The sequence below is a fragment of the Deinococcus sp. genome (assembly GCF_018260405.1).
Taxonomy (GTDB): domain Bacteria; phylum Deinococcota; class Deinococci; order Deinococcales; family Deinococcaceae; genus Deinococcus.
The window spans coordinates 37,658-62,341 of sequence record NZ_JAGLBG010000006.1 but is presented as its reverse complement, the minus strand read 5'-3'; the positions used below and the strand labels follow the sequence as shown (position 1 = coordinate 62,341).

General features: G+C 65.0%; 21 protein-coding genes. 4 read left to right on the top strand and 17 right to left on the bottom strand.

Annotated features, from left to right (window positions below; all coding sequences use genetic code 11):
• Nucleotides 1-240 precede the first annotated feature (240 nt).
• From QZ269_RS02135 to cysK, 4 genes are all read right to left on the bottom strand, one after another.
• A complete protein-coding gene (locus QZ269_RS02135; protein WP_291423802.1) occupies nt 241-1,017 on the bottom strand; it encodes an ABC transporter permease in 777 nt (258 codons plus the stop codon).
• 118 nt (nt 1,018-1,135) lie between these two features.
• Nucleotides 1,136-2,074, bottom strand: a complete 939-nt coding sequence (locus QZ269_RS02130; RefSeq protein WP_291423800.1) for an ABC transporter ATP-binding protein — start codon at nt 2,072-2,074, stop codon at nt 1,136-1,138.
• Nucleotides 2,075-2,294: 220 nt separating this feature from the next.
• Nucleotides 2,295-3,968, bottom strand: a complete 1,674-nt coding sequence (locus QZ269_RS02125; protein WP_291423798.1) for a glycerol-3-phosphate acyltransferase — start codon at nt 3,966-3,968, stop codon at nt 2,295-2,297.
• Between the two features lie 234 nt (nt 3,969-4,202).
• Nucleotides 4,203-5,168, bottom strand: coding sequence for a cysteine synthase A (gene cysK / locus QZ269_RS02120; protein WP_291423796.1), 966 nt, complete (start codon nt 5,166-5,168; stop codon nt 4,203-4,205).
• A 242-nt stretch (nt 5,169-5,410) separates the two neighbouring features.
• Between cysK and QZ269_RS02115 the strand changes: the two genes are divergently transcribed.
• Nucleotides 5,411-5,770, top strand: coding sequence for a hypothetical protein (locus QZ269_RS02115; RefSeq protein ID WP_291423793.1), 360 nt, complete (start codon nt 5,411-5,413; stop codon nt 5,768-5,770).
• Nucleotides 5,767-7,926 carry a DHH family phosphoesterase gene (locus QZ269_RS02110; protein ID WP_291423791.1) on the top strand — a complete coding sequence of 720 codons (2,160 nt, stop codon included), beginning with the start codon at nt 5,767-5,769 and terminating at the stop codon, nt 7,924-7,926. Before QZ269_RS02115 ends, QZ269_RS02110 begins: the two co-directional genes overlap by 4 nt.
• 353 nt (nt 7,927-8,279) lie before the next feature.
• Here the strand turns inward: QZ269_RS02110 and QZ269_RS02105 are convergent, their stop codons facing one another.
• From QZ269_RS02105 to QZ269_RS02070, 8 genes are all read right to left on the bottom strand, one after another.
• On the bottom strand, nt 8,280-9,302 hold the full coding sequence (locus QZ269_RS02105; protein WP_291423789.1) for an SIS domain-containing protein: 1,023 nt from the start codon (nt 9,300-9,302) through the stop codon (nt 8,280-8,282).
• 64 nt (nt 9,303-9,366) lie between these two features.
• Entirely contained in the window at nt 9,367-11,580 is a 2,214-nt protein-coding gene (locus QZ269_RS02100) for a DNA internalization-related competence protein ComEC/Rec2 (RefSeq protein ID WP_291423787.1), read from the bottom strand.
• Nucleotides 11,574-11,963, bottom strand: coding sequence for a ComEA family DNA-binding protein (locus QZ269_RS02095; RefSeq protein ID WP_291423785.1), 390 nt, complete (start codon nt 11,961-11,963; stop codon nt 11,574-11,576). The genes QZ269_RS02100 and QZ269_RS02095 overlap by 7 nt, the downstream gene beginning before the upstream one ends.
• 343 nt (nt 11,964-12,306) lie before the next feature.
• Nucleotides 12,307-13,350 carry a tRNA (adenosine(37)-N6)-threonylcarbamoyltransferase complex transferase subunit TsaD gene (tsaD, locus tag QZ269_RS02090; RefSeq protein WP_291423783.1) on the bottom strand — a complete coding sequence of 348 codons (1,044 nt, stop codon included), beginning with the start codon at nt 13,348-13,350 and terminating at the stop codon, nt 12,307-12,309.
• A gap of 87 nt (nt 13,351-13,437) precedes the next feature.
• Nucleotides 13,438-13,815: a barstar family protein gene (locus QZ269_RS02085; RefSeq protein ID WP_291423781.1), complete on the bottom strand. Its 378-nt coding sequence runs from the start codon at nt 13,813-13,815 to the stop codon at nt 13,438-13,440.
• Nucleotides 13,812-14,246, bottom strand: a complete 435-nt coding sequence (locus QZ269_RS02080) for a ribonuclease domain-containing protein (protein WP_291423779.1) — start codon at nt 14,244-14,246, stop codon at nt 13,812-13,814. Before QZ269_RS02080 ends, QZ269_RS02085 begins: the two co-directional genes overlap by 4 nt.
• Before the next feature lie 434 nt (nt 14,247-14,680).
• On the bottom strand, nt 14,681-15,505 hold the full coding sequence (locus tag QZ269_RS02075) for an undecaprenyl-diphosphate phosphatase (RefSeq protein WP_291423777.1): 825 nt from the start codon (nt 15,503-15,505) through the stop codon (nt 14,681-14,683).
• Between the two features lie 66 nt (nt 15,506-15,571).
• The gene (locus tag QZ269_RS02070; RefSeq protein ID WP_291423775.1) at nt 15,572-16,366 is read right to left on the bottom strand and encodes an RluA family pseudouridine synthase; all 795 of its coding nucleotides are present in this window, start codon (nt 16,364-16,366) and stop codon (nt 15,572-15,574) included.
• A gap of 23 nt (nt 16,367-16,389) precedes the next feature.
• Between QZ269_RS02070 and QZ269_RS02065 the strand changes: the two genes are divergently transcribed.
• A complete protein-coding gene (locus QZ269_RS02065; RefSeq protein ID WP_291423773.1) occupies nt 16,390-16,806 on the top strand; it encodes a hypothetical protein in 417 nt (138 codons plus the stop codon).
• The gene (locus QZ269_RS02060) at nt 16,803-17,369 is read left to right on the top strand and encodes a hypothetical protein (RefSeq protein ID WP_367272182.1); all 567 of its coding nucleotides are present in this window, start codon (nt 16,803-16,805) and stop codon (nt 17,367-17,369) included. The genes QZ269_RS02065 and QZ269_RS02060 overlap by 4 nt, the downstream gene beginning before the upstream one ends.
• Before the next feature lie 986 nt (nt 17,370-18,355).
• On the opposite strand, the gene QZ269_RS02055 is transcribed toward QZ269_RS02060, so the two are convergent.
• The 5 genes from QZ269_RS02055 to hemG all read right to left on the bottom strand — a co-directional run bounded on the left by QZ269_RS02055 (nt 18,356) and on the right by hemG (nt 24,461).
• On the bottom strand, nt 18,356-19,471 hold the full coding sequence (locus QZ269_RS02055; RefSeq protein WP_291423771.1) for an RIP metalloprotease: 1,116 nt from the start codon (nt 19,469-19,471) through the stop codon (nt 18,356-18,358).
• Nucleotides 19,468-20,658 (bottom strand): 1-deoxy-D-xylulose-5-phosphate reductoisomerase, encoded by a 1,191-nt coding sequence (locus QZ269_RS02050; RefSeq protein ID WP_291423769.1) that lies wholly within the window; start codon nt 20,656-20,658, stop codon nt 19,468-19,470. The genes QZ269_RS02055 and QZ269_RS02050 overlap by 4 nt, the downstream gene beginning before the upstream one ends.
• A gap of 239 nt (nt 20,659-20,897) precedes the next feature.
• Entirely contained in the window at nt 20,898-21,428 is a 531-nt protein-coding gene (locus tag QZ269_RS02045; RefSeq protein WP_291423767.1) for a transcriptional regulator, read from the bottom strand.
• Between the two features lie 395 nt (nt 21,429-21,823).
• A complete protein-coding gene (argJ, locus tag QZ269_RS02040; protein WP_291423765.1) occupies nt 21,824-22,987 on the bottom strand; it encodes a bifunctional glutamate N-acetyltransferase/amino-acid acetyltransferase ArgJ in 1,164 nt (387 codons plus the stop codon).
• A 124-nt stretch (nt 22,988-23,111) separates the two neighbouring features.
• The gene (gene hemG, locus QZ269_RS02035) at nt 23,112-24,461 is read right to left on the bottom strand and encodes a protoporphyrinogen oxidase (RefSeq protein WP_291423763.1); all 1,350 of its coding nucleotides are present in this window, start codon (nt 24,459-24,461) and stop codon (nt 23,112-23,114) included.
• Between the last annotated feature and the right edge of the window lie 223 nt (nt 24,462-24,684).

Genomic DNA, 24,684 nt, shown 5'->3' with positions numbered 1-24,684 from the left:
TCTGCTCCAGCGATTGTGCGCCTGATGAAGAGGGCAGCATGGATACTCCGACGATATGGGCCTCAGACAGCCTCTCATACAGACTCTGGTTAACTGGTTAGAAGGTTGGCAATAGCTTTCACCCAGGCCGAACCTGCAAAGCGGCGAGGCAGTGCGAGCAGCAGAGAAACGGGTTCCGGGCGAGGAGTTGGCCACCCGGCGTCTTTGCGGGTGGTCAACCACACAGACCGGCAGTCTGTCTCAGATGTCGCGCCGATCAAAGGCGATAAGAGCCATTGCACTAAAGCCCACGGTATAGATCAGCAGCAAAATGAGCGCCTGCGTCAGGTTGCCCTGCTGGGTGTACAGTGCCAGATAGTTGGTGAGCAGCACGCGCTGAAGGGCCTGCGGAAAAACCACCAGCAACCGCATGATGTTCAAAATAGCCAGCGTAGCCAGGGCCGCCGAAGCCGTGTTTAGGAATAAAACCCCGCACAGGAGAGACAGCGCGGCGACCGGCACCAGCATCACGGCGGCCAGCAGACTGCCGCGCAGCACCTCGGCAAACGCGGCTCCACTGGTCAGCGTACCGACGCCCACAAAAAGCCCCGGCCCCATACCTGTACCGCCCCCGAACATCCCGAAGCCTCTGGGAATGCCGACCAGCAGCGAACCGATCACAGTGGCCGCGATCAGCAGAAACGGGAAACTCAAGGCGACCAGCAGCTTGCTGAACATCACGTGGTTGCGGCTGACCGGGCGCAGCAGCAAAGGCGCCAGCGTTCCCTGGGAAACCTCGGTGCCGATCATTTCGGCCACGACCACGGCAATAAACAGCGGAATCATGAACTGTACCGCCACGCCGATGCTCACGGCGGGCATTTGCCAACCGCTGACCACAGCCATATTGCCGAGCAAAAGACCCAGCCGGGGGGCCACTGCCCACAAAAGCGGCAGAAAAAAGCTGATGAGCAGCGCCAGTTGAGCACTGCGGGAACCTAAAAGCTTGCGAAATTCAAGGGTAATCAGGGTCAGCACGCGGCCCTCCGGGGCAGAAAAACAGAATATTGAGGAAAAGCGCAAGGCCGGAGCGCCGCAACGCAGTCCCCAACGCAGTCCCAGACGCTGGGGAATTCAGGGGTGCAGCTGCGGCGCATCAGGCTTGTCCTACGCGGTCACGGTAATACTCGTAAAGATTGAAATGGTCCGGGCTGGCCTCGAAAACCCGGACCCCTTCTTTGGCCAGGAACATCAATACATCGGGCATACTGCCTGGGTCGGTCAACTGGGCGACAGCGTAGGGCACCCGGGTGGAAGCCCGGCGCACGAAGGGCAACTGTTCCAGGGCCGCCGCCACCGCCACGGGGTCTTCTACCCGGAAACGGAACGCCGCGCGGCGCTGCTTAAGATCGACGGTATCGACCATCCGCCCGCCCGTCAGAATTCCGACTGTATGAGCATAGGTGGCAATTTCGCGCAGGTGGTGCGTGCTGAGAATAACCGCGCACCCGCTGGTCGCCAGACTGGTCACGATTCGGTGAATCAGACCGATGCCCAGAGGATCAAGGCCGCTGGTCGGTTCGTCCAGAATCAGGACTTTGGGTTCAGACAAAATGGCGCTGGCGACCCCGAGCCGCTGCCGCTGCCCCAGCGAGTACTCGGACACCTTACGGTCGGCCATACGGGTCAGTTCGAGCAGGGCCAGCACTTCCCGCAAGCGGTCGCGGCTGATGGCGGGCTGCCCCGGAGCCATAGCGGCCAGGCTGGAATGAATCCTGAGGTTCTCTGTGCCGGTGAACTGCGGATAGAACTTGGCTGGAGCCTCCACCACCGCGCCCAGGTGCGCCCGCGCCCGTATGCCGTTGGTATGAATGTCAAGACCCAAAATCTGAACCTTGCCTCCTGTCGGAAAGGCGAGACCGGTCATGGTCCGGATCAGGGTGGTCTTCCCCGCCCCGTTCGGTCCGGTCAAGGCATAGACCTCGCCAGGTTTGACCGCCAGATTCACGTCCTCAAGAATGCTGATCTGCCCAAATTTTTTAGAAAGGCCGCGCACCTCGATGGCTGGAAGTGCGGGCGCCGCTTTATTCCTCACCGGATTACCCTAACGTAATCCAGTTCGCTAAGTTCTTACAGCTCGTGACCAAGACGGGGATTTAGAGCATTTTGCAAAAAGATGGCGCTCTTTTGACCATCTTTTTGCCGAGTGGAACGAGTGAAAAAGAAAGAGCAGGACGTAGAATGAAGGGGGCGGCGGTGTTGTTCCGACGTGCTCATCATTCGGAGCACTGCTCTAAGCAGGCTCAGGCTTATGTTCAGTCCACCACTTCAAAACCCAGTTTCTGCGCCTCGTCGACGAAGAAGTTGATGTTCTCGATCAGTGTCTGGGCGCCCAGACTCTTGCGCTGGTGTTCGCCAGTAGCAGCAATAATCAGCGTTTCGGCAAGGCATGCGGGCACGTTTCCATCACCAAACTGTAGGTCGATGTTGGTGGTCATGGAGCCGGGCGGGCGCACCAGTCCGCCGGGAATCAGGCGCACTCCAGGCACCTCGCGCACGCTCTCGTCCACGTCGGCGGGGCGGCCCTCGTCGAAAATCCAGGTACCGGGCTTGACATGGCGCGGAAAAATCACCGGGTTGGGGTCGCTGGTGGCGCTGAAGATTAGGTCGGCCTGATTCAGCGTATCGTAACTGGTGGTGGTCACAATTTCGGTGTCTGGATTGGCCCGGCGCAGGGTGGTTGCGCTGCGTTCCAGCTTTACCAAGTCGCGCCCGATCATGATGACTTTACCGACCTGCGGGGCAATTGTGCGGGCGATGCCAAAGGCCACCACGCCGTTTGCGCCCACGATGCCTGCCGTGGCCTGCTTCAGGTCGCGCCCGGTTTCGCTGAAGTGCCGCAAGATGCCTGGAATGGCCATCTTGATGGTGCCGGAGGTATACGCGCCGCCGTTGGTGATGGTGATGTCGGGCACAGCCGCCTGCACGTCTACGCCCTTGTTGCCTACCACACTCCAGAACGCTCCCAGCCCGAAGACCTCTGCGCCCAGTTCGTGAGCGAGGCGTGCTCCCTCGGTGGCCCGGCGGGTCGCCAGTTCGGGGTTGTCGCTGAAACGGTCAGGCAGCAGTGGTGAGGACAGCAGGTAACAGCGGATTTCCTTGCCCTGCGGCGTGCGGATGCCGCGCAGTTCCCCGACCTTCATGGGGCGCATCTCGTCGGCCATCTGGCGTACGGTCTTCTCGCTGATCAGCCCCTTTTCGACCAGCGGGCGTAGCCAGGCAAAGCGCTGCGCCGACCAGAAATCGTGCACGTTCATGGGGTGAATCATGAAGGCGGCCACCACCACGTCCTCGCGTTTGCCCGCCAATGGCACGTCCTCGCCCACACGCGGCTCGGTGCCGTCCAGGATGCGGCCCAGGTTTTCCTTAAAGCGCCACGCCGCGCTGATGAGCAGGGCCAGCGTGGTCAGTTTGGGAGCGGGACTGAGTGGCAGGGCGGCGACTGCTGCGGCCAGCGTCCCCAGGCCCGCCAGCGTTGCCGCGCTGATAAAGCCCCAGTATCCGGCCACGCCCGCGTAGGCCAGCACCGGTAGCAGCCCGGCCCAGAAGGGAACGGCTCCGGTGACGATCAGCCCGGCCAGCACCCCCAGCAGCACCAAGTTACCCCGGCCACGCGGCGGCGTCGAGCCAAATAAAAAGCGCGGCGGGTTCAGGTGCCCCAGGTAGGTGCTCAGGGCCGCCATGATGGTCACTTCGGGGTGGCCGTAACTGGAAACCATCAGGATGGCCGCAAAGCCCTTGAGGGCGTCCAGCGCGGCGCTGCCCAGGGCCAGGTGCGGGCCGACTCGCCGCAGCACGTTCTCCACCCCCAGGTTATGGGCATTGTTCAGGCGCGTGCTGACGCCCGAGCGGGCCAGCAGCCAGTGTCCCAGTGGCAGACTTCCCACCAGAAACGCGACGGCTAGCAGTAGGGCGGAGAGAAACAACATAGGGGAAATAATAGGGCTTGTGGCGAAAAGAGGGGGGGAGGACAAGAAGGCCGTGAGGGGTCAGTCGTGAGTGGAAAAAGTGCTATGGGCGCGGCGCCGAATAGGGTTGAGCTGGAAGAACACCAAGTTCCCTGGCCTGCCAGCCACCACTGACCACTTCTCACTAGCTAGGGAGCTCCCGGTTACAGTTACGCGGGTCTGGGCCAAGCGACCGAATCCGCTTTGCGAGTAGCTCTAGGAGTCCACTTCCACCAGCAGCTCCCGCGACCGCACCTTATACCCCTTCGGCGTGTCCTGTCCGCCGTCAAACAGGGCCGTGGTCAGGTAACGCGCTCCGGTGTCACAGGCGATGGTCAGCACGCGCTTGCCCGGCCCCAGCCTGCGGGCCACTTCAAGCGCGGCCCAGGCCATCGCTCCGCTGCTCATGCCCACGAAAATGCCTTCCTGCTCGGCCAGTTGGCGGGCCAGCGGATAGGCGTCTTCCTCCCAGACCTGAATTACGCCGTCGAGAACGCTAAGGTCGAGGTTGCCGGGAATAAACCCCGGCCCCATGCCCTGAAAGCCGTGTTCGCCGCGTTCGCCGCCCGAAATCACGTTGCTGCGGGCGGGTTCGCAGGCGATGACCTGAATGTCCGGGTTTTGCCTTTTCAGGAACCGGCCCACGCCGCTGATGGTGCCGCCCGTACCTGAGCCGTACACAAAGGCGTCGATGCGGCCTTCCATCTGCTCCCACAGTTCGGGGCCAGTGGTGCGTTCATGTACGGCGGGGTTGGCCGGGTTGGTAAACTGGCCCATAACCACGCCGCCCGTCTCGGCGGCCAGTCGCTCGGCTTCCTCGATGGCGGCGGCCATGCGGCGCACCGGGTCAGTCAGAACTAGCTGTGCGCCGTAGGCTTTCAGCGTGCGCTTACGCTCCTCGCTCATCTGGGCGGGCATACACAAAATCAGTTTGTAACCGCGTGCCGCCGCGATCTGCGCCAGGCCAATTCCGGTGTTGCCGCTGGTCGGCTCGATAATGGTGCCGCCGGGACGCAGCACGCCCCGCGCCTCGGCATCCTCGATCAGGCCCAGGGCGGTGCGATCTTTGATGCTGCCACCCGGATTCTGGCCTTCGAGCTTGATAAACACGTCGGCCATGTCCGGCCCGGCCAAGCGTTTGAGCTGCGCAATCGGCGTGTGCCCGATGAATGACTCGATCATGCCCGGAGTCTAGCCCCAGCCCGCGCCCCGGTTTTCTGCGCGGCCCACATTCTAGCCTTCAGGTTTCCTTTGCCCGGGGCCAGACGGCTCTGGGGGCGTGTGGGCTTGTGTTTCCCAGATGGCGTCATTGTGCCCGCAGCTCCCCAAATCCCTCCTGATCGTCTCCATTCGTGCTGTAAGCGGCTTTACGAGTCGGGGGATAAAATTTCATTCTTTTGCCGAATGCTCTAAACTGCCCCGATATGCGCGTCATGCCGTTTATTCAAGTGCTGCTGCTGCTGGCGCTGCTGGCTTACCTTGTCCTGATCGCCCTGGAAAACCCCGGCCTGATCCGGCTGCCGCTGCCACTGGGACGCGGCGAACTGCTGCTCTCTACAGGAGTGACCACCGGCCTCTTTATGGTCGTCGGCGGGCTGTACAGTGCGCTGCTGCTGCTGCCCACGCTGCTGCGTACCGAAATTCACCGCCGCCATACCATCCGCGAGCGCCACGCCACCGAGCAGCGGTTGGCCGCCACCTTGCAGGCCCGGCTGGGGTCGCTGCCCGCCGAGCGAGCTGCCGAGACGCCGCATGTGCCTGCGCTTCAGGCGGCAGACAAATGACGCGAGCTGCCCAGGCATCCGGAACGCGTTGGGTGCTGGCTCGCCCCGCCAGCCGCGAGGTGCTGCTTGACACCATGCGGCAGTGGCGCGTGTCGCCTCCGCTGGCCCAGGTGCTTAGCGGGCGCGGCGTGACGCCCAGGCTGCTTGACCCCCCGCTGACGTTGACGCCCAATCCGGCTTTGCGTGAAGCGGCTCGGCGCATCGTGGCGGCGGTGCAGGCAGGCAAACGCATCCGCATTCACGGTGACTATGACGCCGACGGCGTGAGTGCCGCCGCGACCCTGGTGCTGGGGTTGCGGGCGGCGGGCGCAGTGGTGCACGGCTTTATTCCACACCGCCTGAACGAGGGCTACGGCGTTCACATGGACCGCGTTACCGAGCACGCCACCGAAAGCGACCTGCTTGTTACGGTGGACTGCGGCGTGACCAATCTGGAGGAGATCAGGGCCTTGCTGCGGGGCGGCACCGAGGTCATCGTGACGGATCACCATACGCCTGGCCCCGATTTTCCGGACTGTCTGGTGGTTCACCCGCACCTGACCGAAGGCTACGACCACGAACTGCACAACCTGACCGGGGCGGGCGTGGCCTATCACCTGCTGTGGGCAGTCTACGAGGAGCTGGGCCTGCCTGAACCGCGCCACCTGAGCGCCCTGGCCTGTATCGGCACGGTGGCCGACGTGGCGCCGCTGCTGGGCGAAAACCGGGCGCTGGTGCGTGCGGGCCTCGCTGAACTGGCCCACACCGAGTTGCCGGGCCTGCGGGCACTGATGGACGGCAAGGCGGTTAGGCAGCCCACTGCGCGGGACGTGGCCTTTATCGTGGCCCCACGCCTGAACGCTGCCGGGCGCATGGGGGAGGCGGATGTGGCGCTGGACTTGCTAACCTGCACCAGCCTGCACGACGCCAAACGGCTGGCCGCCTATCTGGAAACGCGCAACGGCGAGCGGCGCACCCTGCAAGACGAGATGTTCAAGCAGGCGTTGACGCTGGTGAATCCAGACGACCCCGCGCTGGTGCTTACGCACGCCGACTGGCACCCCGGCGTGATGGGCATCGTGGCCAGCAAGCTGGTCGAAACCTTTTACAAGCCCGTCTATATTGTGGCGCAGGGCAAGGGGTCGGTTCGCAGCACGCCCGGTATCAGCGCGGTGCAGGGCCTGCGGAACAGCGAGGACTTGCTCAAAAAGTTCGGCGGACACCCCGGCGCGGCGGGCTTTTCACTCGACCCGAACAATTTCGGCGCCTTCCGTGAGCGTATTCACGACTATGCCCGGCAGTTCCCGGAGCCGGTGCCCACCGTGCGCCTCGACGCGCCTTTGCCCCTGCTGGGGGCCACGCCCGAACTGGTCGAGCAGGCCCACGCCTTCGAGCCGTTTGGCGAAGGCCACCGCCCCCCGCTGTGGCATGTGCGCGGCAACCTGACCGAGCCGCGTCTGGTCGGCAAAAACGCCAATAGCCTGCAATTTCGCCTGGGCCAACTCAAGGGCGTGAAGTACGGCGAAACCCGCGCCGAGGCGGGTGAACGCGACCTGGGCACCCACCTGAACCTGAACGAGTGGCGGGGCCGCGTTAGTCTGGAGCTGCACGCTCAGGCGCTGCGCCCCCCCCAGCCGCTGGAACTGGAGGGCGCTGACTCGGAGGACACCGCCGGAGCGTTGACCAGCCTGCCGCGCCTCAATCCCCGCGAGGCGATGGGCCGTCTGAGCACGGGTGCCGTGGCCTACGCCGAGAACGGCGTGGTGGGCTTCTTGCGTGACAACGTGCCGGGGGTGCAGCTGCTGGAACCGGGCGCGGCGCTCTGCGGTCAGGAAGTTATCCTGTACGCCCTGCCGCCGGAAGCCGACCTGCGCCGCTGGCTACAAGAGGCTGGGCAGGGGGGCCGCGTGTCCTTCGCCTTCGGCCCCAAGACGCTGGCCGAGCTGGAAGGTGCCCTGAGCTTGCAGCACCTCAGCGCCCCGCCGCAGAACCCACTGGCCGACGCCTTGCAAGACGAAGCCCGCCTGGAAGCCGCTGGCGATGCCTACCGCCGCTGGCAGTGGGCGCACCATTACCGCGTGCTGAACGATACCGGGTGGACGGCGAGCGTGTACGCCATGCTGGGCTGGGACGTGACCAATAGCCGATTGAACCGGCCAGTCTTGGATTCAGTCTGAGCGGGTGCAAGAAGGAAAAATAGGGGTTTTGTGGTATGGCGGTGCGGGCGGTGCCCTCTTGGGGAAAGCGGCACCCAGGATGGGGCCTGCCCGCCTCTTGGGCAAAGCTGACTTGCTTGAGCAAGCCTGCCCGCTGTCTTGGGCAGAACGGCACCCTTATGGGGCTTGCCCGCTTCCCGGCTGTAGCAGAATTGAGCGGAATCCGTTTTGCAGCGGGAAGGGCGGGACACCCGGACAGCGGGCACGGCGCGGCCAGAAGTGACCCTCAAAGGCTAAAGCAGACTGCTGCGGCACAGTGAGGTTCGCGGTGAGGTTCTGGGCTGGGGACACCAACGGGCCGTCAGGCTTCCGGCCTAATCCTCGATGCCGAGGTCGTCCTCGTCGTCGTCGTCGTCCTCAGCGTCGTCGGCCCATTCGTTCTGCGAAGCGTCCTGGGAATCGTCTCGGGGATCGCGGGGCCGCGTCTCATCGCGCTCCGCCTTCAGGGTGTCCCCGGTTTCTGCGCCCGCCAGCACCGCCTGGGCGCGGCCCAGCACCGGGGCGTCGGTGGGCGTCTGGCCGTAGCGCTCGGCTAGGTAGGCCGCGACCCACACGCCGAAATACCACAGCGACAGCTGCGCGGCGTATCCCGGCTCCGCGCCCTGCGGGTAGGGCACATGGATGACCTCGTCTACCCGGCTTTCCAGAATCTCGGCCACGATCCGCAGGGCCTCGTCGCTGTCGCCCAGAATCAGGGCCACTCGGCCATCTCCGCGTTCGTGCTTAGCCTCAAAGGCCCCCGTCACGAAGGGCAGCGGGTCGCCCGTCACGGCAATCGCCAGCGTCTTGCCGACCCGCGCCAACACATGCTGCCACGCCTGCGGCAGCGCGTCGCCGTCGGGCGAAGCCAGGAGCAGCGGCACCCGTTCCCACAGGCTCCAGGCCAGGTCGCGGGCGGGGTTGTTCTCGGTCACGTGTGGGGCGCAGCGGCTGGCAAGGTCGGCCATCAGCTGATCGGCCCGCGCCGCGTCCTCGGCGTGCCCGGTAGCGTGGGCGAGGTACTGCGCGAAGTGGTAGGCCCCCAGTGCGCCGCCCGGCATCAGGATGTCCACGTCCTCAGCCTCGCCCCCGGTGCTGACCCGCCGCACGGTGGCCCCGGCGACCTCGGCCAGTTCGGCGTAGGTGCGGGCGGCGTCGGCGGCGTCGGCGCTCGACAGGACAAACTGAGTGCCGCTACGGGTCAGGTTGACCCCGATCAATGTGTGAAACAGGTCGGCGGGAAGCACCCCCTCGCCCGCGCCAACCACCGCGTAAGGGGACGTTTCGGTGCGGGTGGGGCCAGCATAACTGCCGGGCAACTGTTCGAGGCGGGTCAGGAAATCGGAGGTCGCAGACATGGTCTAAGGGTATAGCGCCTCTGGCGCGTTAAAGTCTGTGCCGGGCTGCCTCAGCGTCATTGGCCTACGGAACCGGCCAGCGCACCGTGCCACTCTGATCGGTGCGCCAAACGCGGACGTGGGCCGCCGCCAGCCGCTCCAGCACGTCTGGATTGGGGTGGCCGTAGGTGTTGTGTGCCCCGACGCTGATGAGGGCGTCTCTGGGGGTGGTGTGGGCCAGAAAGTCTGCGCTGGTGCTGAGGCGGCTGCCGTGGTGCGCGGTCTTGAGCAGGTCGAGGTGCCCGGCCCCCAGATATAGTTCGGCAGGGTCAGGCAGGTCGCCCAGAATGGCCGTTGTCCAGCCGCCCGACTCTATTTTCAGGGCCACCGAATTGTCGTTATCGGCGGTGGACCACACTTGACCGGCGGGCCACAGCGCCGTGACGGTTACGCCCGGAGCCGTGACGCGGTCACCACGCCTGATCTCGCGCACCGGGACGTGCCGCTCGGCGGCGGCTTGCAACACGGCGTTCAGCACCGGGTCGCCCTGTTTGCGCTGCCCGATCCACAGTTCACCCACGGGCAGCTGCCGGAGGACGGTGCTGAGGCCCTCGATATGGTCGGTGTCGGCGTGCGTGGCGACCATCACGTCGATTTTGCGAACGCCCAGTGCCCGCAGCGCAGGCAGTACCGTCCGGCCACCCACGTCGTAGTTGCTGCCCACCGAGCCGCCGCCGTCTACCAGCATGGTCAGCCCCGGCACGCGCAGCAGCGTCGAGTCGCCCTGTCCGACATCCAGAAACACCAGTTCGCGCGGGGGGCGCAGTTGATTCGGCAGCCAGGTCAGCGCCGCGCACAGCAGGGCCACGGCCAGCGCCGAAGCCGCCCTGATTTTGCCCCCAAGGCCCAGAAGCCCCGCGCCCGCCGCCAGAGCATAGGCCGCGTACCCGCCCGCGCCGATATGACCCCAGCCCAGCGTCGGAGCCTGCCCGAACAGGTTGGCGAGGCCCAGCAGCAAAGAGGCCAGCGGCCCCACTGCCCAGTTGACCAGCCCCGCCGCAGGCCCTAGCAGCCCGGAAACAAAGCCCAGCGGCACCAGCACGGCCATCAGCAGTTCGGCCAGCAGGTTGGCGGGCAGCCCGACCAGCGGCACCTGCCCGAAGTTAGAAGCGATGAGCGGTAGCGTGCCCAGTTCGGCCAGCACGGTCGCCGCCAGGGCCAGCCGCAGCGCGTGAGGCCAGCGTTCCGGCAGCCGCCCCGCCAGTTGGCCCGAGAACAGCAGCGCCAGCACCGCCAGGAACGACAACTGAAACCCGGTGTCCAGCAGCCACAGCGGAAAAAGCAGCAGGCACGCGAGTGCAGCCAGGGCGACGGTGCCTAGTGCGCCGGGTTTGCCGCGTCCAATGGCCAGACCCACCAGCACCGCCAGCCCCATGATGACGGCGCGGGTAATGCTAGGAGAAACGCCGACCAGCACGACTAGATACGGCACGAGCAGCAGCGCCGGGAGGCCGTAGCGCACCCAGGGCCGCGCCCCCAGAAAGCCTAGGAGCACGATCAAGGCCCCGGTCAGCAGAGCGACGTTTTGCCCCGAGAGCGCCATCAGGTGGGCCAGCCCCGCGTGGTTAAAAGCGTCGCGCACGCTGTAGCCCTCGCGGAACTCCTCGCGCCCGATGTCGCCCCGGTCGCCCAGTTCGATCGCCTGCATGATGGCGGCCTGCTGCGCCGACAGCCCTACGCTCAGGCCACGCCGGAACCAGCCGCGCAGCCCGTGCTCCGGCTGACTGGACTTCACTTTTGCGGCCACCAGAACGCTTCCCGGTGTCGGCACCAGCAGCCCGCCCTGCGACCGCAGCCACGCCGCCTGATCGAAACCGCCGGGCGTGCGCTGGCCTTCCGGACGTTCCAGGCGGCCTGTGACGGTCAGTTCACCCGGAGCCTCAGCGGGCTTGGGCGAGAGCGCTACCCGTGCAACCGGCTGAGCAGTACTCAGAAACTGTCCGTCCCAGTGGCCCCGCAAGGTCACCTGAGCGCCGATCCAGGGGGCCAGCGCATCAGGCCGCGCCAGCTGAAGGTGGGCCGCGCCGTATCCGGCCCCGACCATGCCCAGGCACAACGCGGCCAGCAGCGGGCGGGCGTCGAGCAGGCACAGCACAGTCCCCAGCAGTGCGGCCAGTGCGCCCCACCACAGCCCCAGCGCCAGAAAAATCCCCGCGACGACCCCCAGGACGGCGACCACCGACCAGGGCAGTCGGCCCGTGGTGGCCCGCGTACCCGGATTCGGCCCGCTCGCTACCATGTCACCAGCGGCTCAAGGCGCCTGAGCGTCGTTTCTCCCACGCCTTTTACATGATCGAGGTCGTCCAGCGAACGGTAGGGCCGCCCGGCAATGATCCGTTTTGCCAGCGACGGCCCCACCTTCGGCAGCGCTTCAAGTTGCTCCTCGGTGGCGGTGTTCAAGTTCAGGCGGCCCGAAATCAGCGGCGTGACGCTGGCGGTGGCCGGGTAAATCGGGGGTTCCGCGCTGCCTGCCGGAGGTGTACCGACCGCTGCTGGAAGGCTGACCCGCGTGACTGTGGGAATATGCGGCTTCGGAAAGAAAGCGGGGCCGAGGGTCATTCCGCCGACCAGCAGCGTGGCGGCTCCCAGACCTAGCAACCAGTGCCGCTCGCGCATCATCATGGGCCTCAGCTTAGAGCAGCTTGCATAGTTACGCCATTTGCGGGGCCTCACCCCGAGTGGCTCCAGCCTTCCGCCGCCCGTCAAAAGTCACTCGCTTTGCTCGGCATCAAAAGTCACACCCCGGATACGCGGGAATGCGCGTAGGAAAAGATACGGGCCGGGTTTCGCGGGATGGCGTTACAGGCGGTGCCCTCTTGGGCAAAACGGACTCGCTTGAGCAAGCCTGCCCGCTTCTTGACCAAAGCGGCACCCGTGATGGGGCCTGCCCGCTTCTTGGGCAGAGCGGCACCCATGAAGGGGCCTGCCCGCCTCCCGACCCCACCACAACTGAGCGCAATCCGGGTCAGTCCACCTGCGCTTCTACGTTTGCCAGCGGTGCGTAAGCTTCAGCGCCTACCGCCAGCGCACTGGGGGCGCGGCCTGCCCGCACGGCGGCGGCTCCGGCCAGGGCGATCATCGCGCCGTTGTCGGTGTTCAGGCCCTGGCCCGGAAACACTACGCGTAGGTCGGTGGCGGCAAATGCGGCCCGCAGCGCCTGGTTGGCCGCCACGCCGCCCGATACGACCACCGTGGTGCGGCCCAGGGCTTTGGCGGCCCGCACGGTGGTCTTGACCAGAAAACTTACGGCGGCCCGCTCGAAACTGGCCGCCAGATCGTCGGGTTTGGCCCCCGCCCGCGAGGCCAGCAGCGCCGCTGTCTTCAGGCCGCTGAAGCTGAAGTCGAAGCCCTTTTGCCCTTGCAGCGGTTCTTTGAAAGGCACGGCGGTGGGGTCGCCGCGCCGCGCCGCCTCGCTAATCGCCGGGCCGCCCGGATACCCCAGGCCCGCTAGGCGCGCCACCTTGTCGAACGCCTCGCCTGCCGCGTCGTCGCGCGTCGCCCCCACAAGGCGGTACTCACCCGCGTGCTGCACGTCGAACAGGTGGGTATGCCCGCCCGAGACGACCAGCGCCAGGTAAGGCCGTTCCAGTTCGGCCTCGCTGGCTGCGGCGTAAATGTGCCCTTCCAGGTGGTGCGCGGCGTAAAAAGGCACGTTCAACGCCTGCGCCAGCCCCTTGCCGTACATCAGGCCCACCAGTAGCGCCCCGACCAGACCGGGGCCGGAGGTCGCCGCCACCGCTGTGAGGTCGCCCAGCTTCAGCCCGGCTTCGGCCAGAGCGCCTTGCAAAATGTCGTCGATGCGCTCGACGTGTTCGCGGCTGGCGAGTTCGGGCATCACGCCGCCATACTGCGCGTGAACGGTCTGCGACCAGATGCGGTTGGCCCTGACCTGCGTGCCGCCGTCGGCACCTAGGCTGACGATGCCGACCCCGGTGTCGTCGCAGGACGTGTCGATGCCCAGAATGTAATTTTGCCGTGTTCCCGTGGCTGTCACGTTGCCCTCAGTCATCTCCCGAGGATAGCGCGGGCGCTCTTCGGTACTTCAGCCTTGTTTGAGGTCACGCTGCTTACACGGACTTCGCTCTGCGGCGCGGCTCTATGAGGGCGTATCGGTCAGCAGCCACAACTGGCGGCCCTGCTCCCTATTCTCGGCCTGGGCGTCGAGCAGCACGCCTTCGAGCTGTTCGCACAGCCGGGGGTGGCGCTGGCGAAACGGCTCATGGTGCCGCAGCAAAATGGCCGACTTGTCCGGGAACTCTGCCGGATCGGTCAGCACGTCGTACAGTGCGTCCCAGTTGTGGCCAAAGGTCGGGCGCAGGCCCAGGCCCGCCACGAGCGCGGTCATCAGGCTGCCTTTGTCTTCAACCTGTGCCAACTGGACTTCATGGGTGGTGATCTGTTGCCCGGCAGCCAGGGCGCGGGCGTCGTGCGGGGCGGGCTGAAGGCCGTCTGGCGCAGTGTGGAACAGGGTCATGGGCGAATTCTCCGGAACGAGACGTAATGGTCGGCGGTGTAGTAGCAGTCGGCGCGGCTGGTTGTGGGCTGCCCCCCGCAGATGATGCGCCGGGTGCCCCGGTTGCCCGCCCCCGGCGTGGGCACGGTGTATTCGCGGTAATAGTTGCGCGGCTGGCGCGGTAAAAGGCCCTCGCGGTTGCCGAAGGGTACGCCGTCTTTGGAATACCTGAACGGGCCGCCCGAGCCGATCAGGGCATAGACCTGCTGGCCCTCGCGCGGCAGCTGGCTAACATTCATCCAACTCAGGCCGCTGGCGCTGTCGGTCTGCCCGGAAGGGCTGTTCACCGTCTGCGTCTGATAGTGCGCCTGGGTCTGGGCGGCTTTGCCGTCTGCCGGATGACAGGCACTCAGCAGCAAAACCACGCCGGACAAGAAAAGCAGGGACTTCATCTTCCGAGTGTAGTGTCTCCCGCCGGGCAACAGGATAAAGAGCTGCCGGTGGGGGTGGACTTCTAAAGCTGCCCCGCAGACCGAGCAGGAGCACACTGGATTGCGGGTGTGGAGTTGGCCCCCCGAGTTGGCCCCCCCGGCGTCCTTGTGGGTTCTTAGAGCATTTTGCAAAAAGATGGTGCTCTTTTGACCATCTTTTTGCCGAGTGGAACGAGTGAAGAAGAAAGGGCAGGACGTAGAATGAAGGGGGCGGCGGTGTTGTTCCAACGTGCCCACAATTCGGAGAACTGCTCTAACGAACCAGACGGCAGTCCGTATTCTGCAAACTACTCTAGATTGCCCTCGCCGCGACTTTTGCAGGAGGCCCACCGAAAAATCCCGGCGCGTGGCTGGGGCAGGGAAGGCAGGACAGGGAAGGGCGGTGCGGTTTACTTTTAGGCGCGCAGCCCGTTAGACAGCACGCCCTGATGAATCAGAAACAGGATGATCAGGCCCACGATCACGCGGTAGATTGCAAAGGGCTTGAAGTTGTTGGTCGAGACGAACTTCAGCAGCCAGCCGATAGAAGCGTAAGCCACGATGAAGCTCACCACAATGCCGATAAGCAGGTTCAGGCTGCCAATCTGTCCGATGATGTGGCGGCTTTTGATAAGGTCAAGCAGCGACGCGCCGCCCAGCGTGATCAGGCCCAGGTAAAAGCTGAACTGTGTGGCGGTGGGGCGGTCGAGGCCCAGCACCATGCCGCCCAGAATGCTGCTGGCACTGCGCGAAAAGCCGGGCCACACCAGCGCGAGGCACTGCACCAGACCGATCATAAGGGCTTTGGGCACGCTGATGCGCTCGACCGAGTGAACTTCGGGCGTAGTCTTGCGGCTCTCGACCAGCCAGATCAAGATGCCCCCCACGATCAGGGCCCAGGCGACCACACTGGGCGTAAACAGGTAGTGCTTGATTTTCGAGCCAAATAAGGCCCCGATGACCACCGCCGGAATACACGCAACGATTACGCTACTCCACAGACTCTGCTGGTTCTTGTCGGTGGCGATGTGCCGGATTTGCAGGATGTCTTTCCAGTAGTACACCAGCACCGCCAGAATTGCGCCGCCCTGGATAATGACCTCAAAGGCGTCCTTGACTTCCTTCGGCCAGGGCACGCGCAGCAGGTCGGCGGCCAGGATCAGGTGCCCGGTACTGCTGACGGGCAAAAATTCGGTCAGGCCTTCGACGACCCCGAGGATGGCTGAGTAGATAGCGTCCATTCACGCCAAGCCTAACATCCTAAGGTCAGGCCCAGATGGAGCAGATGGGCAGCCGCGTTTACCCGCTCAGCTCAGGCTGTCCCAGTAAGCCTGCAAATCGGGCGCGAGCGGCACCTCGGCGGCGAACTGCGCTCCGTCCCAGGCAAAGGCGATGCGGGCGGCGTGTAAGGCCTGGCGTGCCAGCCCCAGCCGGGCGGTCAGCTCGGGGGTCTGCCCGGTTTCCATAAATTCCACAAAGGCGTTGGGGTCGCGCCCGTAAATCTTGTCGCCCACCATCGGCAGCCCCAGGTGAGACAGGTGCGCCCGAATCTGGTGCAGTCGGCCCGAACGCGGGTAAGCCTCGATCAGCGTGTGCCCGGCGCGGCGCTTGACCACCCGGAAATCGGTGATCGCCGGGCGGCCACCGGGCACCACCGCCTGCCGGATCACGACCCGGTTGGCCCCGCCCAGCCCCAGGTCACCCAGCGGGGCGTCGAGGGTAAAGCGCTCCCAGTCGGGTGTGCCGTGTACGATAGCCAGGTAGGTCTTGCCGACCAGGTGCGTTTTGAACAGCGTAAAAAATGTGCGGGCGGCGTCGCTGTCGCGCGTTAGCAGTTGCGTGCCGCTGGTTTCACGGTCGAGGCGGTGCGGCGGGGCCAGGTCGCTTTCGCCCGTTTCCTGCTGCATGAAAGTCAGGATGTCGGGCACGTCTACCCGCGCCCGCACCGGATGCGTGAGCCACAGCGCGGGCTTGTGGATCACGTAAAAGTCCGGATGCTCGACCACGATGCGCGGCTTTTCGCTGGGGGGCAGCAGCGGGGCGCGGCGCGGGTCGGGGCCGTCCGGCACTTCAGCGGCAGTGGGGAAGGGCGTGAGGTTCATCTTTCGAGCCTACACTGACGGGGATGTTCCGTTTCCGTGTTCCGGCTGCCGTGCCCGTTTCTGCCCGCGCCCTGCTGCTGCCCGTGCTGCTGCTGGCCCCGCTGCTTTCGGGCTGCCGCTACAACCTCGTGCCCCTCATTCCGAAGGCGGCCTACAGCGACCTTCAGCTTCCGGTCAAGATTTCGCAGGCCGAGCTGACACGCGAGGGAGATACACTGGTGCTGCATGCCGAATTGCACGGCCACATAGACCCCGGCTACCTGACGGTGACGTGGTTCGACAACTCCAGCAAACTGGGCAGCGACAGCCTGTACCTTGACGCCGATCTGCGCGAGGCCACCTTCCGGCTGCCCGCACCGAACAGAGGCGCCTACCGCGCCGCCCTATCGTTCGGGGGCAACGTGCTGCGGCAGGTCGAGCTGTACGAGGTCAAGCCGTGAGCCTGCCCGCCGGGACTGCGTCAGATGGGGGGCTGCCGGAGCCGGGCCAGCCGGAACTGTGCCAGCCAGAACCGGGCCGCGAGTGGCGCGGCGTGGTCGAGTGGAGCTGTGGCAGCCGCGAACGGCTGATCTGGCGAGCCGAACGCGCAACGCTGGAACCTTACCGTACGGAGCCAGAACCCGCGCCCGTCAATTACGGTTGTCTGCCTGGTTTGATCAACCCCGCCGACGCCGCCGAGGTGGACGCCGTGTGGCTGGGCGAACCCTTGCCTACCGGCACCGAGATCGTGGCCGCTCCCAGTGGCGTGCTGTGGCTGGCCGACGGCGACCATAAGGTGATTTTCGGTGACACGTCTCAGGTGGCCGGGCAAACAGTTGGGTGCGTGGCGGCGCTGCTGGCGTGGTTTCCAGCTTCGCGCGGGGCGCAGCTCAGGGACGCGGCGCAGGCGCAGGCGTGGCTGGCCCGGTTGTCCGGGGAGGCGCCGGACGGAGGCCCGGACTCTGGCCCGAACTTTGGACAGGACTGGCAAGGGGGCCTAGAACAGCTGGGTTCTTCTGGGTAGGCAGCGCGTTCTGGCGCGGTTTCCAGGTGCGGGCTATCTCGGCGGTGCGGGCCAGCACCCACTTCATGGCGTCGCTGGTGGGGTAGGACACGCCGCTATGGTCTTGATAGGCAGAGCGGAACGGTTCGATTCCCTGAGTGCTTCCGTTGGAGCGCAGGTGCGGGCTCATCTCGAACAGGTAGTTGAGAACCAGACCGCCGGGGCCAAAGGACGCTGGAGAATTCCTGCTCTGGGCCACCAGATTCTGGGCCACGTTGGGCCACACGATGTCCTTGCCACGCGCCTGTGAGTTTCCCACCGGCATGAAGTTGCAGGCGTCGATGGCGCGGGGCTGGCCGGGCAGGTCTACCGGATGCGCCGCTAGGTCTGGCCCGTGATCAAGCACCCACGAGGCGCAGATGCCGTCCAGGTCGATTTGCAGCGCAAAAGGAACGTAAGGATTGACGTGCGCCAGATGGTGCGTCCAGACTGCGCCGTGCGAGTGCCCCAGCAGCACGATACGCGGGGCGCCCGGTTTGCCGAACCACTCGGCCTTCACGCGCGTAAGGTCGCTGTTCAGGGCGGCGTATCCCCGCTGCGGTGTGGCGACCTTGACCGGGTAGAAGGTGTCTAGCGCATTGTCGGCGTATCCGGCGACCTGCACGCTCAGGCCCTCCCCGGCAATGGCACTGGCCAGGGCATCGACCGTGCCGCGCGAACTGAGGTAATCCCAGCTGTCGCGCGGGGCCTTGCAGGGTGGCCCGCAACGGCCCGATACCGCAAAGATCACCACGTCGGGCGGCGGGCCGTTTACATCCAGGTGTTTGGTGTAGGCCACCTGCGGCGTGATAGGCCGGACAACCATACAACCCGCCAGCAGCGCGGGCAAAAGCAGCGCTGTAGACAGAGGGTACTGAGGGCGCTGCATCGCCCCATCATCCCGCCGGGTCTATGCGAACAATAGGACGCGCCGCGCATTTGCCCTTGGGGCTAGCCCCGACCAGCCTTCAGAAAAAGCGGCTCAAGTCGCGCAGAACCACAAACGCGGTCAGCAGCATCACGAAGGCAAAGCCCGCGAAGTTGATCGCCTGTTCCTGGCTGAAGCTTAGCGGGCTGCCCTTGATGGCTCCAAGAAGGGCCAGCAGGATGCGCCCGCCATCCAGCCCCGGAATCGGAAGCAGGTTGAAAAAGGCCAGCGACAGGTTAAGCATAATCGCCACCTGCACCAGTGCCCAGGGGCTGAGCGCGGCGGCCCGGCTGATGATCTCGGCGGTGCCGATAGGGCCGCTTACGTTCTGATCCTGCGAGATATTCAGCGTCAGGAAGCGGGCAAACAGGTTGCCGAACGCCTTGAGCACCTGCGGCACTGCCTGCGCCGTCACCTGCAATGAGGTCACGAACGCCTGCGGAATACGGCTGGCCTGAAACACCCGGTATTCTTTGGGGCTGATGCCCAGCAGGTGCCGCTGCCCGCCCACCTGCGCCTTCCAGTCAAAGGCAAGCTCGCGGCTCTGGCCACCGCGCTGCACGGTAAAGGTGTGGTGGCCGTCGGTCTTAAGAGTGGCCGTAATGTCGTTCCAGCCGCCCCTAACCCCCCCCTCAGTCAGTTCAGTAGCAGGCAGAGCGCGGCCATTGACCCGCGTGATGGTATCGCCGCTGCGTAGCCCCAGCTTCTGCGCCTTGGAGCCGGCCAGCACGCTGATAGTCGCCGGGGCAGGCAGCGTGGTGGTGCTGCCCAGCGCCGTCATCAGGCCAATCGCCAGCAGCAGGTTCATGACCGGCCCAGCCAGAATCACCGCGATTTTACCCCAGGTAGACAGCGCTACGTAACCGGCTGTGGGCGCGTGAAACTGACCGTCTGCACCCTCTACCGGGGCCATGCCGTCGATTTCCACGTAGCCGCCAATCGGCAGCGCCGAGATACGCCATTCGGTGCCCTTCCACTGGACGCGGCTTAGAACCGGCCCCATGCCCACGCTGAACGATTTGACCGCCACACCCTGCCGCCTGGCCAGTGCGTAGTGCGCCAGCTCGTGCAAAAAGGTTGCCACGCTTAGGATAATGACTGTCCAGAGGATGCCCAGCGGGGTCATCACGGCGGCCATACTGGAAAAAAAGCTCACGCCCCGGCTCCCGGCTGCCGCTCTTGGACCCAGGCCCGCGCCCGTTCACGGGCCCACGTGTCAGTCTGCGCCAAAGTGTCCCAGGTCAGCTGGCCCGCCGGGGTTTCGTCCAGCACCTGTTCCAGCAGCCGGGGAATGTCCAGAAAGCCGATTGTGCCGCCTAGAAAAGCCTCTACCGCGATTTCGTCGGCGGCGTTCAGGGCCACCGGTAGCAAGCCGCCCGCCTCGCCCGCCCAGTAGGCCAGCCCCAGACAGGGAAAACGCTGCCTGTCCGGCTCGCGGAACTCCCACTGCCCACGCAGGGGCCAACCCAGATGCCCGGCGACCTCCGGCCCGCGTCGTGCACTGCCTTGACCTGCGCCGCGCACGTCGCCGGGGCGCTGCATGCCGCTCGGGGCGGCGTCTATGGCGTAAGCAATCGGCAGGCGCATGTCAGTAGGGCCGAATTGCGCCTTCAGGCTGCCGTCGTGGAACCTGACCGCCGCGTGAACGATGCTCTGCGGATGCACCACCACGCCCACCTGTGACAGCGGCAATCCGTACAGGCTGGCGCATTCCATGACTTCTAGCCCCTTATTCATGAGGCTGGCGCTGTCAATCGTTACTTTTGGCCCCATATTCCACGAGGGGTGCCTGAGCGCCTGCTCAGGGGTCACGCCGCTCAGGTCGTCCGGCCCGTCGCGGAAGGGGCCACCCGACGCGGTCAGAATAACTTCCGCCACGTCGGCCAGGTGTTCTCCGGTCAGACACTGGAACACGCCCGTGTGTTCGGAGTCTACCGGCACCACCCGGCCACCGCCTAGCGCCGCCGCTTCCCACATCAGGTGTGAGGCGGTGACCATCGCTTCCTTAGTCGCCAGCGCCACCGCCTGCCCATGCTCCAGCGCCGTGCGGGTGGGGGCCAGTCCGATCAGACCCGACATGGCGTTCACGACCACGTCGGCGGGGTGTGCAGCGGTCTGCGAGGGGTCGGCAATTACGTGCAGGCCAGCAAAAAGCGTCCTGGCCTCGGCGTACACGCTGGCGTCCACACTAACCAGCTGGGGTCTGAACTCCTGCACCTGTTGGCGCAGCAATTCCAGATTACGCCCGGCAGCCAGGGCCACCACGTCATAGCCGCGCTCCCGCGCCACGTCCAGCGCCTGTGTGCCGATACTGCCTGTGCTGCCTAGAACCGAAAGCTTCATCGGCCCATATGCTAAGGGTTCGCCATGAACGCCGCCGTACTTAGGGCACAGAGTTGGCTGGGTTGTTGGCTGGCCGCCTGTGGCCAAAGAAAAAACGTAACTGCTCCTACGGACTGCCGACTGAATCTGCAACTACCAGAGTCAGTCCGAGCGGAGGAGAGAAAGAAAAACACGGCTTTTGCGGCCACGAAAAAACCGCACCTTCCAGACGGAGAGTGCGGTTTTTTGTACGGCGTCGCTCAGGCGCTGACGGCCACTTTCTTCTTGCTAGGGGTCTTTTCCTTCTCCTTATCCTTGTCGGCGGGCTGTTCCTGGCCTAGCGCCTGCGTTTCCTTGAGCCGGAAGATAACCAGGCTGCCCACGAAGGTGCAGGTGATCTGCCCGTGGGCGTTGAGCAGGCTCAGGGAGGACATCACGTCTTCACGGGTCATGCGGAGCTGGTCGCTCATGTACAGGGCGCTGTCGGCGCGGCCTTCAAGGTAATCGCGCACGCGCAGGGCGTCTGGGGTCAGCGGGGTAGCGGGCACGTCGGCCAGACCGGGGTCGGCCATGCCATACACGGCGCGGGTGCCGGTACCGGGCAGGCGGCGAACCCGGCCCTGATCGAGCAAGCTGGCGAGGGCCGCCCGTAGGTGCGAAAGGGCCAGACCAGTCGTCTTGGCAAGTTCAGTTTCGACCCATTCAGGCTTGCTTTCTAGGGCCTTAAGCACCAGCTTTTCGTTGGCGCGGCGGGTTTCTTGGAGGTCTTCGAGGGTGGGTGGGTTAAACATGCGCTATCCTCCGGGGGACACTACGTCAGGAATAGCCAGATACAGCCAGTTGCCCCTGTCGCAGAAAGAAAAATTAGAGTTAATAATCAATTCAGAAGCAGTGCGCCTTTAAGCGCAACTTTCCTAGTATGACCCGTTTTCTCTCATTTTTCATGAGGGTAAGCTCAGGAACGGCCCTGCCCCTGCACCGGAAAGTGCCGGGCAGACGGCAGAACTTCAATGGCGCCTGCCCGCTGTCTTGAGCAAAACGGCATCCAGAATGGGGCCTGACCGCTTCTTGACCAAAACGGCACCCAGGATGGGGCCTGGTCGCTCCCAACTGCGGGCGGAATTGCGCGGAGTTCGTACTCTTGCAGGTTTCCCCCCTGAGGTATGAAACTGCTCCAAACCATTGATCAGGTCGTGTAATCCGCGTTGATGCTCACGTATTCGGCGCTCAGGTCGCAGCCCCACGCCTCGCCTTTGTCCTGGCCTACGCCCAGATCAATGTCGAAAATGACTTCCCCAGCAGCTTTCATGCTGGCGCTGACGGCGGCGGCGTCGTAATTCAGTGGTTTGCCAGTAAACACGGGCACGCCCTGCACACTCACCTGCAACTTCTCGACATCCACCTGTGCTCCGCTGCGGCCCACGGCCATAATCACGCGGCCCCAGTTGGGGTCGGAGCCGTGGACGGCACTTTTGAGCAGCGGGCTGACGCAGCAGGTGCGGGCGGCGCTCAGGGCTTCGTGTTCACTGGCGGCCCCGGTGACTTTGACGGTCAGCAGTTTGGTCGCTCCCTCACCGTCGGCAGCGATCTGGCGGGCGAGGTCGCGCATGACGCCTTCGAGCGCCGCCAGAAACTCGGCCTGATCGGTGGCCCCAGCCAGCCCGTTGGCAAATACGGCGGTCATATCGCTGGTGCTGGTGTCGCCGTCCACCGTGACCGCGTTGAAGGTGCGGGCCACGATTGCCGGAAAAGCTTCCCGCAGCGCTGCCTGGTCTACCTGGGCGTCCGAGAACGCGAAGGCGAACATGGTCGCCATGTCCGGGTGAATCATGCCGCTGCCCTTGGCCGTGCCCACGATGTTCGCGCCGTTTTTCAGCGTGGCGTGCGCGGTCTTGGGCGTGGTATCGGTGGTCATGATGGCCGTGGCGAAGGGCAACACCTCGCGCTGAAGTTCCTCGGGCAGATGTTCGACGCCGCTCAGCACCCTGTCCATGGGCAGCAGGTGGCCGATGATGCCGGTGCTGGCGGTCAGGACGGTCTGCTCGTCAATATTCATGACGCTGCCCAGCGCGTCGGCCATATCCGCGTTGTCGCGTGCGCCCCGCTGACCGGTGGCGGCGTTGGCAATTCCGGCATTGACGACCAGCCCCCGTACCGGGCCGCCCCCCGCGTACAGTTCGCGGTTGCGGAGCACGCTGGCGGCGGCGGTGGTGCTGCGGGTTCCGGCAAAAGCCCAGGCGCAGTCCGTTTCGCTGATGACGCAGCTCAGGTCGGTCTTGCCGCTGGGCTTGAGCTGGGCGGCCATGGCAGCGGCCTGGAAACCACGGGGGAAGGTCAGAGATTCGGTCATTTCCTGAAGTCTAATGCCCTGGCTTTGGCTGGGGGAGCAGCTGTGTAGTGCGAATTCCGAACGCGCCCGGCGGCCCCGGTTGCCGTGTGCCGTGACGCGCCGCCAGGAAAAGCACCCAGACGACCTACACCTGCCAGCACCTTAAGACGTCCCGCGCCGCCGTGCGCCCGGCGTTTACGCAGTCGGGGATGCCGACCCCGGTGTAGCTGGCCCCCGCCACCTGTACATTCGGCGGCAGCGCGGCGCGGATGCGGGCCAGATGCTCCAGATGGCCCACCTGATACGCCGGATTCTTGCCGCGCCAGTCGGCATAGCTGTGCCAGAGCGGGTCGCCTGAGGCGCCAAACAGCCGGGCGACCTCGTGGACGGCCTCGGCGTAGGCTTTTTGCGGCTCCAAATCCTTGAAAAACACCCGCAGCAGCACATGGTCATTGGGGGCGCGTCCGTGCAGCTTGGCCGAGTGAACGGTAATGGCTTTCATGTGAATGCCCTCGTCGGCGGCCACTTGTAGCCCGTGCAGGTGCATGTCGCGGGGGAACTGCTGGGCGCGGTAAGCCAGGATAACCGCCACCGAGCCGTTGGCCTTGAGTTCGCCCACCAGCGCCGACGCCTCCGGGAAACTCCGGCGCAGCATCGGCGCCGCGTACCAGGCGGGCGTAGTTAAGATGACGCCGCTGCCCGCGATTTTCTCGCCTCCAGATAGCGTGACTCCACCGGGGTGAACTTGGAGCACCGGTGTATTCAGGCGCACATCGCCCGTTAGCTTGGCCGCTACGGCATTGGCCAGCGCACTCATCCCACCCTTAAACGAAGCGAAAATCGGCCCCTGGGCGCGTGGCGTGGCGCGGCTGCCTTTAATCACGCTGCCGTACTTTTGTTCCAGCGCCAGAAATTGCGGAAACGCCGCCTTCATGCTCAGTTCGTGCGGGTTGGCGACATAAATCCCGGCGGCCAGCGGGACGATAAAGTTCATGGCCTCCGCGCCAAAGCGCCGGGTGATGAAGTCAGCCAGCGATTCGTCGTCGTCAGTGGGGGGCCTGGGCGGGAGACGCTGCTCGTCCAGCATCCGCTGCAAACCTTCAGGCGAGAGCACGCCGCTTTGCAAAAAGCTCTGGTCATCCAGTGGCACAAACATTTTCAGGTTCTGCGGAAAGTCCAGCAGCTGCCCGCCGCGCAGGAAATACAGCTTTTTGGTGTCCTCGCGCGGGTGGATGAGTTCAGGTTCCAGGCCGATCTCGTGGGCCAGTTCCAGCGCCCAGGGCTTGCCCAGGATAAAGGCGTCGGCGGCCTTTTCCACCAGAAAACCGTCGCCGGTCTGCTCGGATTGCACCTTGCCGCCGAAATAATCGCCCGCTTCCAGCAGGACATATGCCGCGCCGCGCTGCTGAAGCTCCCAAGCGGCGGCGAGTCCGGTGAGGCCCGCACCGACAATGATGATGGGGGCCTGTTCAGATTGGGTTTGTTGGGTTGCCATCTGCGGTTTTATCCCTCCGGCCCCCTCACAAGGGAGGCAAAGTGAATGCTTTCTCGGCTCCCTTGTCAGGGGGAGCGGTCAGGGAAGCTGCCTGATACGGACTTCGGTTGAGCGGTGGGCAAAGCGGTTAACCACGGCGGACCCGTAAGGCTGCGCCGCAGAACAAGCAACAGAGAAACAGGTTCCGGGCGTGGAGGTGGCCGCCGGGCGTCCTGGCGGGTGC

Excerpts from the sequence above, each read along its gene's own strand:
- hemG (WP_291423763.1), bottom strand. The coding sequence starts at position 24,461 with ATGGCAACCCAACAAACCCAATCTGAACAGGCCCCCATCATCATTGTC.
- QZ269_RS02070 (WP_291423775.1), bottom strand. The coding sequence starts at position 16,366 with ATGAACCTCACGCCCTTCCCCACTGCCGCTGAAGTGCCGGACGGCCCC.
- QZ269_RS02110 (WP_291423791.1), top strand. The coding sequence starts at position 5,767 with ATGACGCGAGCTGCCCAGGCATCCGGAACGCGTTGGGTGCTGGCTCGC.
- tsaD (WP_291423783.1), bottom strand. The coding sequence starts at position 13,350 with ATGACTGAGGGCAACGTGACAGCCACGGGAACACGGCAAAATTACATT.
- QZ269_RS02105 (WP_291423789.1), bottom strand. The coding sequence starts at position 9,302 with ATGTCTGCGACCTCCGATTTCCTGACCCGCCTCGAACAGTTGCCCGGC.
- QZ269_RS02075 (WP_291423777.1), bottom strand. The coding sequence starts at position 15,505 with ATGGACGCTATCTACTCAGCCATCCTCGGGGTCGTCGAAGGCCTGACC.
- QZ269_RS02095 (WP_291423785.1), bottom strand. The coding sequence starts at position 11,963 with ATGATGATGCGCGAGCGGCACTGGTTGCTAGGTCTGGGAGCCGCCACG.
- QZ269_RS02115 (WP_291423793.1), top strand. The coding sequence starts at position 5,411 with ATGCGCGTCATGCCGTTTATTCAAGTGCTGCTGCTGCTGGCGCTGCTG.
- QZ269_RS02100 (WP_291423787.1), bottom strand. The coding sequence starts at position 11,580 with ATGGTAGCGAGCGGGCCGAATCCGGGTACGCGGGCCACCACGGGCCGA.
- QZ269_RS02065 (WP_291423773.1), top strand. The coding sequence starts at position 16,390 with ATGTTCCGTTTCCGTGTTCCGGCTGCCGTGCCCGTTTCTGCCCGCGCC.
- QZ269_RS02050 (WP_291423769.1), bottom strand. The coding sequence starts at position 20,658 with ATGAAGCTTTCGGTTCTAGGCAGCACAGGCAGTATCGGCACACAGGCG.
- argJ (WP_291423765.1), bottom strand. The coding sequence starts at position 22,987 with ATGACCGAATCTCTGACCTTCCCCCGTGGTTTCCAGGCCGCTGCCATG.
- QZ269_RS02125 (WP_291423798.1), bottom strand. The coding sequence starts at position 3,968 with ATGTTGTTTCTCTCCGCCCTACTGCTAGCCGTCGCGTTTCTGGTGGGA.
- cysK (WP_291423796.1), bottom strand. The coding sequence starts at position 5,168 with ATGATCGAGTCATTCATCGGGCACACGCCGATTGCGCAGCTCAAACGC.
- QZ269_RS02080 (WP_291423779.1), bottom strand. The coding sequence starts at position 14,246 with ATGAAGTCCCTGCTTTTCTTGTCCGGCGTGGTTTTGCTGCTGAGTGCC.
- QZ269_RS02085 (WP_291423781.1), bottom strand. The coding sequence starts at position 13,815 with ATGACCCTGTTCCACACTGCGCCAGACGGCCTTCAGCCCGCCCCGCAC.
- QZ269_RS02045 (WP_291423767.1), bottom strand. The coding sequence starts at position 21,428 with ATGTTTAACCCACCCACCCTCGAAGACCTCCAAGAAACCCGCCGCGCC.